This is a genomic window from uncultured Methanobrevibacter sp. (genome assembly GCF_902784195.1).
In the GTDB taxonomy this organism is placed as follows: domain Archaea; phylum Methanobacteriota; class Methanobacteria; order Methanobacteriales; family Methanobacteriaceae; genus Methanobrevibacter.
In genome coordinates this window covers 175,823-193,044 of record NZ_CACZTX010000002.1, presented here as the reverse complement: position 1 = coordinate 193,044, position 17,222 = coordinate 175,823, and the positions used below count along the sequence as shown (strand labels likewise).

13 protein-coding genes, 1 tRNA gene and 1 other RNA gene are annotated in these 17,222 nt (G+C 30.6%); 1 reads left to right on the top strand and 14 read right to left on the bottom strand.

Annotated elements, in window-relative coordinates; all coding sequences use genetic code 11:
* Positions 1-89 precede the first annotated feature (89 nt).
* The 4 genes from QZU90_RS03220 to QZU90_RS03205 all read right to left on the bottom strand — a co-directional run bounded on the left by QZU90_RS03220 (position 90) and on the right by QZU90_RS03205 (position 7,629).
* Positions 90-2,429, bottom strand: a complete 2,340-nt coding sequence (locus QZU90_RS03220; protein ID WP_296855526.1) for a transglutaminase domain-containing protein — start codon at positions 2,427-2,429, stop codon at positions 90-92.
* 956 nt (positions 2,430-3,385) lie between these two features.
* Positions 3,386-4,294 (bottom strand): cation diffusion facilitator family transporter, encoded by a 909-nt coding sequence (locus QZU90_RS03215; protein ID WP_296855524.1) that lies wholly within the window; start codon positions 4,292-4,294, stop codon positions 3,386-3,388.
* A gap of 228 nt (positions 4,295-4,522) precedes the next feature.
* Positions 4,523-5,638 (bottom strand): pyridoxal phosphate-dependent aminotransferase, encoded by a 1,116-nt coding sequence (locus tag QZU90_RS03210; protein WP_296855522.1) that lies wholly within the window; start codon positions 5,636-5,638, stop codon positions 4,523-4,525.
* 182 nt (positions 5,639-5,820) lie between these two features.
* On the bottom strand, positions 5,821-7,629 hold the full coding sequence (locus QZU90_RS03205; protein WP_296855520.1) for a radical SAM protein: 1,809 nt from the start codon (positions 7,627-7,629) through the stop codon (positions 5,821-5,823).
* Between the two features lie 403 nt (positions 7,630-8,032).
* Here QZU90_RS03205 and QZU90_RS03200 point away from each other — a divergent pair, with 403 nt between their 5' ends.
* Positions 8,033-9,637 (top strand): transglutaminase domain-containing protein, encoded by a 1,605-nt coding sequence (locus QZU90_RS03200; RefSeq protein ID WP_296855518.1) that lies wholly within the window; start codon positions 8,033-8,035, stop codon positions 9,635-9,637.
* A 159-nt stretch (positions 9,638-9,796) separates the two neighbouring features.
* Here the strand turns inward: QZU90_RS03200 and QZU90_RS03195 are convergent.
* The 10 genes from QZU90_RS03195 to QZU90_RS03150 form a co-directional block, all read right to left on the bottom strand.
* Positions 9,797-9,880: transfer RNA gene (locus QZU90_RS03195), tRNA-Ser, on the bottom strand.
* Between the two features lie 144 nt (positions 9,881-10,024).
* Positions 10,025-10,338: signal recognition particle sRNA (ffs, locus tag QZU90_RS03190), an RNA gene on the bottom strand.
* A 317-nt stretch (positions 10,339-10,655) separates the two neighbouring features.
* Entirely contained in the window at positions 10,656-11,057 is a 402-nt protein-coding gene (locus QZU90_RS03185; RefSeq protein ID WP_394349919.1) for a CBS domain-containing protein, read from the bottom strand.
* Positions 11,035-11,952 (bottom strand): 2-phosphoglycerate kinase, encoded by a 918-nt coding sequence (locus tag QZU90_RS03180; RefSeq protein ID WP_296855515.1) that lies wholly within the window; start codon positions 11,950-11,952, stop codon positions 11,035-11,037. The genes QZU90_RS03185 and QZU90_RS03180 overlap by 23 nt, the downstream gene beginning before the upstream one ends.
* 399 nt (positions 11,953-12,351) lie before the next feature.
* A complete protein-coding gene (locus tag QZU90_RS03175) occupies positions 12,352-13,071 on the bottom strand; it encodes a metallophosphoesterase (protein WP_296855513.1) in 720 nt (239 codons plus the stop codon).
* A gap of 117 nt (positions 13,072-13,188) precedes the next feature.
* A complete protein-coding gene (locus QZU90_RS03170) occupies positions 13,189-13,716 on the bottom strand; it encodes a DUF2096 domain-containing protein (RefSeq protein WP_295604811.1) in 528 nt (175 codons plus the stop codon).
* Positions 13,713-13,982 (bottom strand): DUF749 domain-containing protein, encoded by a 270-nt coding sequence (locus QZU90_RS03165; protein WP_295604813.1) that lies wholly within the window; start codon positions 13,980-13,982, stop codon positions 13,713-13,715. Before QZU90_RS03165 ends, QZU90_RS03170 begins: the two co-directional genes overlap by 4 nt.
* Before the next feature lie 363 nt (positions 13,983-14,345).
* Positions 14,346-15,230: a CoB--CoM heterodisulfide reductase subunit B gene (gene hdrB / locus QZU90_RS03160; protein WP_295604815.1), complete on the bottom strand. Its 885-nt coding sequence runs from the start codon at positions 15,228-15,230 to the stop codon at positions 14,346-14,348.
* A 22-nt stretch (positions 15,231-15,252) separates the two neighbouring features.
* Positions 15,253-16,242 (bottom strand): CoB--CoM heterodisulfide reductase subunit C, encoded by a 990-nt coding sequence (gene hdrC, locus QZU90_RS03155; protein ID WP_295604817.1) that lies wholly within the window; start codon positions 16,240-16,242, stop codon positions 15,253-15,255.
* A 307-nt stretch (positions 16,243-16,549) separates the two neighbouring features.
* Positions 16,550-17,002, bottom strand: coding sequence for a MarR family winged helix-turn-helix transcriptional regulator (locus QZU90_RS03150; RefSeq protein ID WP_295604819.1), 453 nt, complete (start codon positions 17,000-17,002; stop codon positions 16,550-16,552).
* Positions 17,003-17,222: the final 220 nt, after the last annotated feature.

The window sequence follows — 17,222 nt, the reverse complement described above, 5'->3', positions numbered from 1 at the left end:
AAAAATAGAATTAAAAAATATTTAAAAAAAATAAAATTATAGAATAAAACTTTAAAAGAATTATTCTATTTTCCAATCAAATAATCAATCTAGAATGGTATGAGAGCATAGTTCTTAGGTTCACTATAAGATTTGGTATTCCAATTCTTAATGTTACCTAATTCATTTCTGCGACTTGTTGCATCAGCAGTATACCAAGTTTGTGATATTGGATCATAAACTTGAGCCCATACATGTCCAGTGTTTAATCCACTAGCGAAGTGACAGTTCTTTGCATGGGAATATCTTGCATAAATACCTACAGAACGGCACATTGCTACAATCAAGTTAGCCTTATCACAACAGTTACCGCTTTTGGAACTTAAAGTACCTTTTGCTCCTTTTAAGGAATTTGTATAGAAACTGTATTTAATATCATCTCTTACAAATTCAAAGATAGCATTCGCTTTAGCCTTTGGACTAGATAAACCAGCAGTTAATTCTTTAGCTTTCTTTTTAATAGCATCATTAAGTGCTGACTTACCTCCTGTTTTCAAGTATTTTGCAAATGCGTCTGAATCAAATATCTGTCTGTAGTTCAGGATTTTACCATTTTGACTAAGTGCAATGGAGTATCCTCCTCTAACAGTACTGGTTTTAACGGTAACAGAAGAAGGTAATTTTCTATAATTGCTATAATAATTCAATGCAGAAGTAAACGCATAAATATAAAGGTTTGCTTCCATTTTACCTAAACTAGTAGGCTGGTTATTAGGAATACGATTATAGGAATTGACATAACTTGTCACATTTTTCGCTAATTTAAGGTATTCCGCTTTAGTTAACTTACCACTAATTTTACTTCCAGAGGAATTGTATTTATTTGATAGATCCTTAATTATTACATTTGCTTTTGAACCGCTGTTTATGTTGGTTAAAGCACCAGCCATAAGATATGCAAATTCATCCACAGTATATTTCCTGCCATCAATGTTGACACTATAAGCATTATTTAGAATATTGATGTATTCTACACGGACTTTCAAATCCTTAGCTGCAGTAATAATCTTGGAAATGCTAATTGAAGGATCAACGATTTTAATGGTTTTACTCAATTTGGATGAATTATAATACTTATTTCCAGCATAACTAACTTCAATGGAATAAGATCCTTTTTTAAAGTTCATTGGTAAACTAACTTTACCTTTTGAATTAGTGGTTTTAGTGTAAGTTTTATTATTAAAGTTAATAACAACCTTTTTATTCGCTAAAACTTTACCTGCAGAATTCTTTAAGGTAACAACATAATCAAATCCTTTACCTACAGAACTGCCAGAATCTTTTAATGAAGTTTTGGCCTTGGTAACTATTATTTTTGGATTTGCAGAGGATTTTACAAATTTGTCACTGCCTGCAAATTTAATTTTCATATTTACGGTCCCAAGATAATTCATAGGGATGCTAATTTGACCTTTTGAATTAGTTTTCTTAGTATACACTTTATTCTTATTGGTTATATTCACTTTAACAGTTTGGTTTGCAACATACCAATTATTGCATTGTTTCCTTAAGGTAACAACAAAATTTTGGTTATATTGTAAATTCTTAGTTGAATATACAAATTTTGTTTTACAATCTATAGGTTTTATAGTGCCACTAGTGTTGGATTTATATAAATTCTTGTTTCCATCATACTTAATGACAATACGATAACTATGCTTAGGGTTTAACCAAATTTTAGCTTGACCTTTAGAATTAGTGTATTTAACATAAGTTTTTTTCAAATAAGGGACTATAAATCTAACTTTTTTATCACTTAAAGTTTTATTACTCCTTGTATTTTTTAAAGTCACAATTACAGCAGTGGATCTAGGTACAGTTTTATTTGAAATCTTTAGACTAGTTCCACTTTTTAAAACTTTAAATGTGAAATTTAATTTTGATGACTTAAATGAATCATCTCCATTAAAGCTAGCATAGGATTTGAAAGAGCCAACATCATAGAAAGTGTATTTTACTTTCCCATTTGAGTCTGTTGTCTTAGTAAAAACTTTTCCCTTGCTAGGTACTTTAAGTGAAATCTTCTTACCCTTTAAGGGTTTACCATTATTATCTTTTAATGTAATGGTAATGATATTTCCAGAATATATCTTAGTGCCGGATACCTTTAAGCTAGTGGTAGTTTTAGTAGTTGGGCTACTGCTAGCATTTTTGCTATTTTGAGTATCCTCAAAAATAGCTTCATGGCTATTATCCCCAGTACTTGGATTTACACTGGAATCTGCTTCATTAGATAATTGATTTGCATCATAATTACCAATTGACTCTTCAGATTCTGAATCAATAGAATCACTTAGAAGATTATTGTTATCTGGATTATTCGACATATCGACGGCATCACTAGCGGATACTCCACCTATTGCAATGAAGAATAAGCAGAATATTGCCAAAAGCAATGCTCTTTTCTCTAACGAAATTTTTTCACCTCAATACACTAAAAAAATACAAATTTAAAAGTTTAAAAAATACTCTTAAAATCAAAATATCTTTAAAATTATTTTTTATTTTACTAATGCAATAAAAAATATGAGTTCCTTAATAAAAATCTAAAAAATTCAATATTTTAGAAATTTCTAAAATATAAAAATCTTATTAAAAAATCTTTATTATATGAAATAAAAACTCATAGTATTTTATTGAAAATTTATTCAATGAAATACTAAAAATAAAGATAATTCAACTAATTTTAGATAATATTTTTTTAATGTTATGTATAATTAAGGTATAATACCTTATAAATCTTTCCCATAAAAATTTTAAAAAATAAGGATTTTTTAATCTTTAAATCATTTATACTTTACTGAATAGCATTATTTTTCTCTTAAAAGATATTACACACAGATAATAAAGTTTTTAAAGTAAAATTAATTGAAAGAGTTGAAAATAAAGATTCTCAACAAATAACAATAAAAACTGCCTAATAATTCTAATTTAGATAAATAAATGGCTAAAATTAATTATTTTATTAAAATTTAATAGGATAATAATTGAATAATTAAAATATAAACAAATATTTATTATTTAACTTTAAAAAGAACAATTATTATACTTAAAAAGTAAATTAATCCAAATATTATAAACTTATAATAAAAATCAATTAAAATCATTTAAATAATGAAAAAAACTAATAATATTAATCCTTTATATTATTTATACTCAATTTATTTGAGTTTATTTGAAAAATAAACCTTATTTAACGAAAAAAAGAAAAATAATTGAAATAATTAATAATTAAGTAAAAAAGTTGAAATTTTCAAGAAAAATTTTAAAAATAAAAAAGAAAATGTGAAAAATTTTTAATCCATTATTATGCACCATCATTATGCAAAGATTAAAAGATTTTTAATCACTCATCAAGCTGTTGATCATGGTCATATTCCAAACCGAATGGACATGCATGTGCAGTTACTCCATGAATAACATCAACCTCATCAATAATCTTATTTTGAACTAGATGAACAACCTTATGAGACTCATCCAAGCTCATTTCGGGAGGAAGTTCAATGTGCAAAGTAACTGTGGCATAAGATCCCAAATAGTTCACCCTTACATCATGAGTGCCGCAAACCTTGTCAACAGAATTTGAAACATCTATAATCTTATCAACCAATTCAGGAGATGGAACCTTACCCATAATATTGTCTAAATTTTCACGGGCAACATCAAAGGCTGTTTTAACAATCAATAAACCGATTACCAATGCAATCAATGGGTCCAAACGGGGATAGCCGTATTGTGCAATCAGAATACCAAACAATATTGCAAGTGAAGATAGAATGTCAACTCTTTGATGCTTTCCATCAGCAACAATAGCTGGACTGTTTGCCCTTTCACCTAAGTTTATAATATACTGGCTCATTGCAAAGTTAACGATAACACCAATGATTGCCATAACAATAGCTATAGGTTCTGGAATTGCAGGTGTGCCTCCAAAGAACAATCTTTCAATAGCTCCTGTAATGATTTCATAAGCAATAATTGCTAAAAACACCACAATCACTAAACCTGCAATGGCTTCAGCTCTTCCATGACCTAATGGGTGCTCCTCATCTGCCGGCTTGCTGCCTATCCTAAATCCGACATAAGCTATAACTGAAGTCACTATATCAGAGATTGTATGAGCCCCTTCAGATATGAGCGCATAACTTCCAGCCATTATCCCTACAGCAATGTTGAAAACAGTTAGAAAAATGTTTCCTGCAATCGCTACAGTAGCAGCTCGTTTTCCTAATCTTTCCCTATCTTCCTTTTTCATATTATCATGCGTTAAATAATTGGTTTTTGACGTATAATTGATTATTCATAAAAATAATACTAATCTTTTAAAAAATACAACATCAGTAATACAAAAATAAATATTCTTATTACTATATACTATTCTGTCAGTTTTAATATATATTTTTTATTAAAAAAAGTAAAAAGAATGAAAAAATTAAAGATTTTGATTATAGAATCCTTAAAATAAACTAAGCCATTAAAAAATTTAATAATCCAAATCCTTTAGGATATCCATTGCCTTTTCAATGTTTTCATATGAGTTAGCATAGGACATTCTAACATGCTCTTGCCCTAAGCTTCCAAATGGAGATCCTGGAACTGAAATTACCCCTGCTTCTGCAGCCGCCTTAACGAATTCCATAGGCCTATCAACTTTAGGGAAAACATAAAATGCACCTTTGCAGTCTACAGTTTCATATCCCATATCGTTTAAGCTTGAAACTATTAAATCTCTTCTTCTAGAGAATTCCGCCACCATTTTTTTAACTGAATCCTGTGGGCCTGTAAGAGCTTCAATAGCTCCAACTTGAGAAACAGAAGGTGCATTTGCAGTACAGTACTGGTGCACTTTAAGCAAATTCTCAGTCACATCATCATTTGCAACCATATACCCAACTCTTAGGCCAGTCATAGCATAAGTTTTTGAAAAACCGTTGATTGTAACTAAATTGTCACAGTACTCAGCAGGAGAGTGGTTTTTAGTTCCATAGGTAATCTTCTCATAGATTTCATCTGAAATGATATAGAAATCATGATCTGTTGCCAAGTCAGCAATTCCCTTGATATCCTCCTTATCCATCACTGCACCAGTTGGATTTGAAGGGGAGTTAATAATCAGACCTTTGGTGTTCTTGTCAATCCTTTCCTGAACATCTTCCACTTTCATCTTAAACTCGTTTTCCATAGGGGTGGTAACTTCAACAACATTGGCTTCAGCTAATTGCACACAGGTGTAATATGATAAAAATCCTGGATTTGGAACAAGCACATTGTCTCCTTTTTCAAACAAAGCTTGTGCAGCAGCGTATAAGGATTCACTTGCACCACAAGTGACTATGACGTTTTCGGCATCAGTCTTTATATTGTTATCTTTAGCAAGCTTTTCTACAATAGCTTCCCTAAGTTCAATCAAGCCCTTATTGGAAGTGTACTTAGTGTATCCTTCATCAATAGCTACTTTCATTGCATCCTTGATATTTTGAGGAACATCAAAGTCAGGTTCCCCAATTCCTAAATTGACTGCATCAGGATTAGTGACTTCAAACATTTTTCTAATTAGAGACAATTCTATAGTTTCAACTCTTTTTGCAGAATTTAACATAATAACACCTTTTAAAATAAAAATAATTGATAATAAGCAATATAAAATAATTTTTGAATCAAATATTGAATTGTTATGAAATAAACAATTGAAAAATAAATTCTATAATTACATTAACTATAAATTCTATATTTACATTATTATATTGGAATTAATATTTTATATATTTAATTTACTTAAATTTAATTGCAAGCTCCACAATTGTAGCATGGGCCATCTTCACACCATGGAGTTTGCTCACTTGTCTTTATCTTTTCATATTCTGATTTTAGAAACTCCTTGCTTACACTTACATCTATTGAATCCCATGGCAATTCATCATCCAAATCATAACTTGGAGCATTTTGAGCCCACTCACGAATACTTATCTTCTCATTTAAGGACCTTTCAATCAGGTTTCCAATATCCTTGTCTCCACAGGATAGAACATATTGTATGAGTCCCATCTTAACACTGTCAAACTTAATGTCCAATCCCTTTAGATTCTTTTTGAGATACTTTATCTTTGACTTGATTTCCTTCATGTCATAACTTTCCCATTGAAGAGGGGTATGTGGCTTTGGAATGACAGGATTGACACTGAAGCTGATTGAAACTTTAGGTTTTCTTCTAGACTTGATTCTTTTATCATTTTTCTTGGATTTTTTGGATTTTGATCCGCTTGAAAGACTATCATTTTCTGATAATGAATTAGACATTGATTTAATTGAATTGTCGTTTAATTTAATTGAAGATGATAAATTTGAATCAATTCCATACTTCATAGAATCAATTTGCTTCATCATGTTTGCAAGTTCTTTAATATCGTCTTCAGACTCATAGGGCAAACCGATTAAAAAATACAATTTAATATTAAAACCTAGTTCAACAGCATCACTTATTACCCTTAGGACTTCTTCATCCTTGATGTCCTTATTGATTCTGCACCTTAGTGAATAAATTGATTCAGGAGCTATTGTCAATGTCTTCAACCCACTTGACTTAAGTGCAGTCAAGGTCTCATGTGTGATTGATTCAATTCTCATGGAAGGGGTTGATACCTGAAAGCCCCTTTCCTCCAATCCTTCTGTCAATTCATTTATTCTGGAGTAATCAGATACAGCTGCACCAATCAATGATATCTTATTCAATCCGGTATTTTCTCTAGCTTCTTCAGCAATTGAAAAAAGATCATTCAAATCAGTTTCCCTAAGAGGCCTGTATAAATAGCTGGACATGCAGAATCTGCATCCCCTTGTACATGCCCTTGAAACATTCAATAGAATGGAATTTGAAAATGCCGGAATGAAATCCTTATCATCGGTTTCTGTAACGATTGGACAAGTTAAATGATATATGCTTTCCATATTCTCTGATAGCACTATATTTGTTTGATTGTTGAATTCAGGAATGTATAAACCTTCAATGTCTAAAAAGGGAGACAAATCAATTTTTTCATAATCTATGAATTCATCATTTTTATTGATTTTATTGCTTATATTGGTTCTATTGCTCCAATTACTTTTATTGCTTTTATCCTTTTTACTCTTTTTAGACAGGTTCAATGAGGAATACAAATCCAAAAAGTCGTACAGAACAGCTTCAGCCTCTCCAACAACAAAAATATCAATAAAGTCAGATAATGGCAATGGGTTAGCACTAGCGCAAGGACCACCAGCAATGATTAAAGGATCATCAGATGTCCTGTCTTCCCTTCTGAATGGAATTCCCGCTTCCCTCAAGATTTCCAATACATGGAAATAGTCCTGTTCATATTGAAGGGAAAATGAGACAATGTCAAAGTCAGCCAATGGACTGTTTGTCTCCAAACTTCTTGTAGAAGGATAGATTATTCTTTCAGAGTATGTATCCTCCCTTTCATTGATATAATTATAAATAATCTGATAGCCTAAGGAACTCATTGCAGTTTTATAGACATTGGGATAGACTAACCCAAAACGTATATCTGCCCTAAGTGGATTTTTTATAATTATATTTCTTTCTTTAAACATGCTTTAATCCTTGTAAAATACTTGTTTTTATTAAAATCAATATAAAGTTTGTTTATACAAATATAATAAATTTTACTATGGCTTTGAACATTGAATAAAATCTAACTTCTATCTTTTTTTAAATCAAATTTACGAAATAAAATCAATTTAATAACCATAAGGTAAATTTAAATCTCATTTTCATATTTATATCAGAATATAAGTAATATATAAGCTTTTTTATGGAAATAAAACTGTGATATTGCACAAAATCACATTTAGAAAATATATTTAAATTAAAAAAGTTAAATAAGAATTAACTAATCCTTAAAATAAAAAACAGTTATTTTAAAGATAGTTTAGAGAATAAAAGGAGGAGAATAAAGAAAAATGAGGTGTTAACATTAGAAGCAAAATGATTATTTTGGCTTTACTTGTAGTGCTATTTTTTAGCATAAGCAGCATCAGCGCTCAAAGTGTAAATGATTCTGATGATTTGGATGAGAAGATTCTTAAATCATGCTCTTTAAGCAAAAATGCAACTGATAAGAATATTAGCATAAAAGCCAAAGCAAATTCTACAAAGAAAACAAGCAATAATAAAATAAGCACAAGCAAAACAAAAGCGAATACAACAACAATTAATAGGAAAACATTGGCAAAAACATCTACAAGCTTTATGAACCATGTGGAAAAGAATGGAAAATTCCCTAAAGTGAAAATCAGCAATAAGAATTATTCAAATACAGAATACTTGTATCTGATGACGAAGGCTGTTGAAAACAACTCAAATTCAAAGATTGAAATAAAGAGGAATTTAGTTAAAAGATACAATAATACAAATTCAAAATCTGTAAAAGGAACTTTGAACAAGACAGAGTATGTCAAGATAGCCAGCAAAACCAGAAAATTTATCGATAAAAACAAAAGAGCCCCAAATTGGGTTTCATCATCAAAGGGAAACATTCCTTACAATCAATTGATTCTTTCATACAGCAAATGTCTAGATTATTTCAATAAGAACAATAGATTGCCTAACTCAATAAGGCTTGATGATCTGGATTTGGATAAAATAAATTCTAAATTAAATAGGAATAAAACCAAAAACCCCTCAAATGCTAGTGTAAAAATAAAAAAACAAACAGCAAACAAAACAGTGAATAAAACCACAAGTAATATTGTAAAGACCAATACAAATAAAACAAGGAACACAACAACAAATACAGCACCCAATAAAGATGATAAGTCTTCAAAAAATTCCAGTTTAGTTGAAAGGACTCTAAATAGCATCAATAATATTTTAAATAATATTCTCTATAGACTGGATCCCAGCAAATACCAATTGGATCTGACCAAATCTGATGAGGCTAACCTTAAGTTAAATACCAGCAAAATCAATGTTGACATAAATGGAAAATCAACAGTCAATGTCAAGGTTTCTGCTAAAAATGCAACAAAGGCAACAAGTAAGAAATCCACTGCAAGCAAAGCTAAAACAAATAAAACAAAATCTAGCGTTTCAAAGGCTAAAACTAAGACAGTGAATTCGAATAAGGCTTCAATTACTGAATCCTTAATGAAATATCTTTCAAGCAGTAAAAACTGCCAAGTGAAGAATAAATCTATTCAGGATTTGGCCAAAACACTTACATCCAAACTCAAATCAGATTATGAAAAGGGCAAAAAGCTATTCAATTGGGTCCGTGACAACATCCAATACAAAAAATATCGAAACACTCGAAGAGGTGCTGTAAAGACTCTACAAACAAAAAAAGGCAATTGTGTTGACCAAAGCCATTTATTGATTGCATTATCAAGAGCGTCAGGAATTCCTGCAAGATATGTCAAGGGAGGCAATTGCAAGTTTAGCAATGGCTATGTTTCCGGCCACATATGGACTCAAATGTATATAAACAATAAATGGGTGGTTGCAGATACAACAAGCCATAGGAACAGTTTGGGAAAAATAAAAAATTGGAATACAAAAAACTATAAGTTATATGGGCAGTTCAGTTCCATAAACTTTTAGATCTCCTGTTAAAAATATTAATCTTAAGTTTTAATTGATTATTAAGCATAATAATTGATTAAAACTCTTATTTTTTTAATAAAAATTTATTTAAAATAGTTCTGTTAAAATAATTGAAAGTTTTTTTAAAATAATAGAAATAAAAAAAGTTTAAAAAAGCGCCGGGACGGGGATTTGAACCCCGGCGATCTATTGATCATCGGATTAGCAGTCCGACGCCGTACCAGGCTGGGCCATCCCGACTATAAATTAAAAAAAAGTTATAAACTTGTGTATAAAATACAACATTACTATTTTATATTTACTTATTATATAAACTTTTTCTTTTTAAGAATTAGATATTTTTATCTTTAGTCGAATTGATTAAAAATATTAAAAAAAGTCATTTAAGTGGCACATAAAGGAGTGGACATCCTTCATCAAGCATAGTTATCTGAAAAACTAACTCCACCCCGCGGTTCTACAAGCATCAGCTGTAAGCGGTAGAGCTGCTCCTTTCCAGGCCTGACACGTTCCCACAATAAAGCCAATTAAATATTACCCTCCAGTAATATCCCTGACACCATTGATCCTGCAGGACGAGGCTTCGACATCAGCTTCACAGGCCATGATTGGCTCCAAATGCCGCCTCCTTCATTTCGACTGCACCAAAGGAGATTTGTGCTTACAGAGGACTCCTAACCCTCCAGTCTAGCCAATTATAATATATTATATTAATCTTATATAAAGTTTATTAATTAAAAAATATTTCAATTAAAATGGCTTTATTTAAAAAAACAGTAGCATAATGGGAGTCTTATAAAAATTAAAATAAAATTGACACTAAAACAGCGAAAAATAGATTAAAAAAATTGAATTAGAATAATGAAATTGATAAAAATATGATTAATAAAATAGGATTGATAAAATAGAATTAATAAAATAGGATTGATAAAATAGAATTTATAAAAATAGAATTAATTAAAGATAAGAAGAAATGGAAATATAATTAAAATAAGGAAATAAACAAAAAAGAAATTTATAAGTATTCTTTTAATATCTTAATAATATCTCCATCAGATATGATACCTACAAGCTCACCATCATCAACAACAGGCAATTGGTTAATAATGCTATCTCCAGGAGCCTTATCAAACATTACAGAAACTGCATCTTTAATGGTATCTTCAGAAGACACACATGCAACATCCTTAACCATAGCGGATTTCACTTTGGTACCATATTGATAATGGTCTAAAATCAAGTTATGGCCTAAGTCTGTAGCGGTTACGATACCAACCATTTTTCCATTGTCAACAACAGGCATTGCACTTATCTTATGCTTCATTAACTTTTCAAAAGCGAAAACAGTTGCTTCTTCACATTCAACTGTTAAAACATCTTTTGTCATTAAATCTTTAACTTTTGTCTTTTCTAACATTATTCAAACCTCCATAAGTTTCAGCGATTGAATTAATTATAAAATCTATAGTTGTTATTCTGTCTATATTTTCAATTACGGGAACTCCTTCCTTATTTCCTTGGTCTTTAATATACATTTGGATTTTTCTAATTGCATCGAAGTTATCCAAATACTTCTGAAGGGACCTATGGGCCCAGCCATCACTGCAACGTGAATAAAGTCTGCTTTTATGCATTTCCTCATCTTCAAGAGACAATACAAACATCAAAACATTATCCTTTTCCATCAAGTCCTTACGGATAAATCCCGGAACTATATGCACTCCCTCAATGATAATGCTTATTCCTTCAGTCAATGCCCTTTCAATAACGGCTTCAACACCAACGCTTACTGTTCCAACATGATCTTTAAAACCTGCCAAAACATAATCGAATTCAGGTGGAGGAGCCACCCTTAAGGCTTCATGAGCAATGAATGAGGATTGATGGATTACAGGGCTTAATTCCTTAGATACAATCTTACGCATTACTTCCCTAATCATATCAGTATTCATCATACTTTCAATACCCAGTTTCCTGGATATCTCATATGATATGGATGAAGTTCCGACACCAGAAACACCGCCAATTAAAATGATTAGTGGAGCATCTGTCTTCCGTATCTTTCTCCAATTCAGATAATTCTCAGCAATTAAAGGATCTTCTTCCTCCAATAAATCTACAATTCTTTTAACTATATCTTCGGTGAAAATTGAAGAAATATCATTTTCTATCAAATCTGATTCTATCTTATTAGCTATTTCATAAGCTTTGCTGGGATTTAATTCTGCACGAATAAGTGTTCGTGATAGAATCCCTTTTGAAAAAGGTTCCGTATAGACTTTCCCTTTGAGTTCTCTGCGAACTAGAATCATAAAATCACACCTTAATTGACATAATGCAAAGAATTATAGATTGTCTTTTCTCCATTTAACTATTAATTAACTAATAAATTGAAAAATAAGCCATAAATCATTTAATTTAAAGCCCATACTAAATAAAAGCAAAAATAGTTAAATTTTGAAAATATAGATATGTCTTTAATTATTAATAATATTTACTATTAACATTTTATAAATTTTTATATTTGATTTTTGTATGAAAAATTTGAATTTTAAAAATAGTAAAAAATAGTGAAAAATAATCAAAAATTAAATATAATCTAAAAATAGTGAAAATAGTGAAAAATAGTCTAAAAATAATTAAAGATAATTTAAAAATAGTAAAAAATAGTAAAAAAGTTTAAAATAATAAAAAAAGAAAAAGGAGTAAATTTACTCCAAGGAAACAATTCCTATAGTGTACATAGCATTTTCATCCACTTCGATTAAAACTGCATGTCCATCTTCAAGTCTTCCAGGGTTTGCAACTGTGGTATTTCCCACCATGTCAATGGAGCATGCTTCGTGCACATGACCACAGATGTTTATGTTAGGCTGGAATTCATGAATAGGTTTCTTAACACCTTGACTTCCTACATGAGCACCACTTTCAATGGTATCTGCTTTAGTGTCATAAGGAGGTGCATGAGTAAGTAAAATGGTTACTCTAGGAACTGCATCGTTTCCAATATAGTCATACTCAGCTAAAAGCTCATATACATGGAGATAAATCTTATCATCATCAATTTCTCCAGGAGTGTTGAAAGGAGTTGGATTTGATCCCCCATAACCCATGATAACCACATTCTCATATGCTATCAATTGATTATGCAAACAGAAAGCAGGTTTTTCATCAGGACCACTTTCCTTAATTGCATTACAGATTCCTGCAGGGTCACAATTACCAGGAATTGCAAATACATCCACGTCACATTCTTCAACGAGTTCATCAATGAATGGTTTTACAAAACTTAAAGGTTCAAATTCAGTAATGCTGAAATCTGTAATATCTCCAGCAATCAATACTAAAGAAATATCATCATTTTGTTTTAAGTAATTGATTAAGCTTTCACTCTTTTTACCGTGTACATCACTAATTGCTAAAATTTTCATTTTAAAACGACCTTAAAACTTTAAAATTCAACGTAAAATTGACTAAAAATTATAATTTTAAAAAGATAATTATAAAAAAAGATTAACTTTTATTATTTTTTCAGTTTATCATTATGTTTATTCAGCGAAAAACGGAGCCATTTCCTTTAAAGCCAATTGGATATTTGACTTTTCACCATACAATGCAATTGTTGAATCAGTGTCAAATTCCATTATAAGCCCATAATATTCGGCTATTTCCTGTACTCTATCTTCTGCAATTGGATTTCTTAAAGTAATCTTTGCATATGATAATCCTGGAGGAACATTTTGAATGAATCTAGATTGGGTATCTGAAATCTTAAAGATCTCTTCTCCCCTATTTGCTCTTTGAAGCTTATCTAACCATTCCTCATAAAAGTCCTTGTCATAACTTTCTGCAAGAGAGAGCAATACTCCTTGAATTTCATTTAAGGACATATCAGCTTTAGCCATCTCATTAATCATATCTGGATGAGAAGGGTCTTTCTTATAAAACCCGATTTGAGATTTTACCAAACCTAAGTCCTTATTCAATTCCTTTGGAATTGGAATGCCTTTCTTGTGTAACTCAGAAGAAAGGTTAGCGATAACTAACCAGGATTGTTCTATAGGCAATGTACTCATAAATGTCCTTCCAATATTTTTAAGGTAGTAACATTAACTTTTGCGTCTGCTTCTCTTAACTCTCTTTTGATTTCATTAAGATTAGTGTATTTGTCTAAAAAGAGAACATGATGACTACCAGTGCCGGTAATGTCTAAAATAGCGATTTCATCATTATCATCAATTTCATCTCTACCTTCAATAGCCGCTTTAAATTGTACATAAGGACCATATTCTTCAGGAAGGTCTTTAAATTTAAATATTCCGCCTAAAATTGCAATAAACATATTATTTCTCCAAATTCTTAATTTATTAAAATCATCTAGCAAGACCAGTAATCATACCAGCAAAACTAGTTTAATTATTATCCAAATCTCATATAATTTTTATATTATTAAATTATATGAATATATTTTTAGTTATTGTAATTAATATAGTTTATTATTATACTAATAATTTTTATACAATGTAATAATTCAATTTTATTAAATCAGTTTAGTAATATACTAATTATTTTTGATCACATGTGCAAATAAAATTTAAAAAATAGTAGTTTGAATAATTAGTAAAATAATTAAAATAATTAGTAAATATACGAACTAAAAAAATTGTTTAAAAAAAAAGAAAATGATAAGTAGTAATTAAACTACTTATTCTAATTTTTCGAGAACTGGAGTTGCGTCGATTAATTGTGCGTCGAAAGTTAATTCGTCTGCGCTTAATCCCATAGCTAATCCGTATAATTGAGCTAAGTGCATTACAGGGAATGCGAAGTCAGTTCCGTATTTTGCGTTAACTTCAGTTTGACCTACATCGAATTGTAAGTGACAGAATGGACAAACTTCTACAATAGCATCTACACCAGCTTCAGCCATAGCATCGAGTTTTTCTTTGGTGTAACTTAAGGTTACGTCAATATCTCTAGCTCTTAAACCTCCACCTGCACCACAGCACATCATTTTGTTTTTGTAAGGTACAGATTTAGCACCGGTGATTTCTACTAATTCATCTAAGATAGTTGGGTTTTCTGCAGATTCTTCAATACCTACTTCTGCGGTAGGTTTTAAGAAGTGACATCCGTAGTGTACTGCAACATTAATGCCTAAGTCTTTGGTGAACATTTCAGATAATTTGTCAAGACCTACGTCGTTGTATAAAATTTCTGCAAAGTGTCTTACTCTAGTTTCACCTTTGTATTGTTTGTCAGTGGTTTCAGCTAAGATAGCGTTAATTTCGTCTTTTTTAGCTGGGTTTTCTTTTAATAAGTGGTCACATTCACGTAAGGAACCGAAACATCCGTTACATTCGGTCATGATGTCTGCACCCATTTCTTCTGCAATAGCGAGGTTACGTGCTGCAATAGTTGCCCAAGTGGTTTGGTCAAAGGATCCGAATACACCAGGTGCAGGACAACAGGAAGCTCCTTCCATGTCTTTTAATTCAATGTCTAATTTATCGAATAAGATTCTGGTTGCTTTTTCGATACCAGGGTAACGGTTGTTCATAATACAACCTAAGAAATATGCAATCTCCATAATAATAACTCCTTCAATATGTTTATTCTAATTCTCCAGTTTCCATGTTGAAACCGATTAATTTATCAAATTCACATGCTGCACAGATTTTTTGGACTTCTTCTAAAGCTTCAGGGAAAGAATGTACTGTTGGAGGTAATTCGTCAAGTCCAATAGCTTTTCTTAACTCTTTGGTTTTGTCGTTGATTGGTACACCGTGACCAAATTTAATTACGAATGAACCAGTTGCTTTGTGTGCATCTGCCATGTATCCAGCTTTAGCTGCTTCGTTACGTGCCATTTTGATGATGTCTACGATTTTTACACTTCTAGGACATCTTTCTTGACAGGTGTAACAGGTGGTACACATCCATAATGCAGGATCAGATACTACTTCTTCTCTGAGTCCTAATAAACATTTTCTTACAATTTGTCTTACTCTGTAAGGAGTTCTTCTACCAGAAGGACATCCTCCACCACAGGTACCACATTGGAAACAGTGGTCTACAGTTTCAATTCCAGCATCAACGAATTTTTGAGTAAATTCTTTATCAATATCATCCATTGAATATATATCATTTTCTTTTAATAAAGTCATATTATCGCTCTCTTCATTTTCTTCTGAAGCTTCTTCTTCCGCAACTTCTTCAATAGCTACTTCTAAAGACTCTTCATCTTCTGAAAGTTTATCATCAATTGATTCTTCCGCATTATCTAAAGAAACTTCCTCTTCAGGAACCTCTTCAACTGCTTCTTCAACAGCTTCTTCTTCAACAGGAGCCTCTTCAGCTTCAGCTACTTCTTCAGCTTCAGCTACTTCTTCAGCAACTTCTTCTTCAGTTTCAGCTACTTCTTCAGCAACTTCTTCTTCAGAAATAGTTTCAGAATCAGATTTGGTTTCAATTTCCTCTTCTGAAGATGTCTGTATAGCGTCAGCAGCTTCTTCAACAGACTCTGCTTCTTTAGATAAATTCTCTTCTATATCTTTATTTGCCCTACCGATGAGGGATTTAAGAGTATCTAACACAGACATTGAAAAACACACCTAGGACAATCATAGGTTTACCTCACGTCCTTAATTATAATTATATTAGAATAGTATATAAAGGTTTTGAAAAATTTTGAAAGTGTAACCTAAAAGGTTACACTATTTGATAAAGTTTAGGTTAGCCTTAAATTAAAAAAATAATCGATTAAAATAGAGATAAAAAATCAGGAAAATTTTAAAAAAAAATAGATTTTCATAAAATGAAAGAGATGAAACTAATGAATTTAAATAATAGAGTTTAATTAAAAAATAGATAAAAATAAGAAAATAAAAATAGAAAAAATTAAAAAAATTAATTGTCTTTAGATAATAAATCAACTGAATTATCAGAAAGCTTTTTCAAAGTTTTGGAAAATGCAATCATCTCATCACTAGTAAGGTCTCCCCTTATTGCTTCTTTCCATTGATCAAATATGTAAAGTAAAATTTGACAAGCTTCTTTTCCATCTTCTGTCAACAATAATATTTTTTTAGTGTTGTTTTCAGCATCAATAGTTTTAGTGATTAAACCTTTAATCAATAGGTTTTTAGTGGTTTTACTTATGTTAGCTTCAGTCACATGGAATCTTCTTACAAGATCTATTTGATTGAGACCTTCGTTTGCATAAATTTCCAATAGAATTGGTATTTCCCCAATGTTTATATCAATATTTTCCATGTTTTTTTTAAAAAAGAATTCATAGCTTTTCAATAGGCTCATTAAGTAATTTACGTGTTCTGGAACAATTGTTTCATTTTCATTCATAAAAATCCCCCCTAATTAAGGGAATCATTTGTAGTTAGTATTAATAATATGTATTATAGATAATATATTCTTCACTATATAAAAAGTTTACTAAATTAATTGAATTAAGTATAAATTTAGTTAACTGAATATGAACTATGTAAATTAATTTTAATTATTATTAACCAATTTATAAATATATTATAAAAATATTAAAAATTATTCAATCATACATATAGTA

Bases quoted from the DNA above. Each gene is read 5' to 3' on its own strand.
- QZU90_RS03165 (WP_295604813.1), bottom strand. From the start codon at position 13,982: ATGTTTATTGCAATTTTAGGCGGAATATTTAAATTTAAAGACCTTCCT.
- hdrB (WP_295604815.1), bottom strand. From the start codon at position 15,230: ATGGAGATTGCATATTTCTTAGGTTGTATTATGAACAACCGTTACCCT.
- hdrC (WP_295604817.1), bottom strand. From the start codon at position 16,242: ATGTCTGTGTTAGATACTCTTAAATCCCTCATCGGTAGGGCAAATAAA.
- QZU90_RS03185 (WP_394349919.1), bottom strand. From the start codon at position 11,057: ATGTTAGAAAAGACAAAAGTTAAAGATTTAATGACAAAAGATGTTTTA.
- QZU90_RS03180 (WP_296855515.1), bottom strand. From the start codon at position 11,952: ATGATTCTAGTTCGCAGAGAACTCAAAGGGAAAGTCTATACGGAACCT.
- QZU90_RS03150 (WP_295604819.1), bottom strand. From the start codon at position 17,002: ATGAATGAAAATGAAACAATTGTTCCAGAACACGTAAATTACTTAATG.
- QZU90_RS03215 (WP_296855524.1), bottom strand. From the start codon at position 4,294: ATGAAAAAGGAAGATAGGGAAAGATTAGGAAAACGAGCTGCTACTGTA.
- QZU90_RS03170 (WP_295604811.1), bottom strand. From the start codon at position 13,716: ATGAGTACATTGCCTATAGAACAATCCTGGTTAGTTATCGCTAACCTT.
- QZU90_RS03210 (WP_296855522.1), bottom strand. From the start codon at position 5,638: ATGTTAAATTCTGCAAAAAGAGTTGAAACTATAGAATTGTCTCTAATT.
- QZU90_RS03175 (WP_296855513.1), bottom strand. From the start codon at position 13,071: ATGAAAATTTTAGCAATTAGTGATGTACACGGTAAAAAGAGTGAAAGC.
- QZU90_RS03205 (WP_296855520.1), bottom strand. From the start codon at position 7,629: ATGTTTAAAGAAAGAAATATAATTATAAAAAATCCACTTAGGGCAGAT.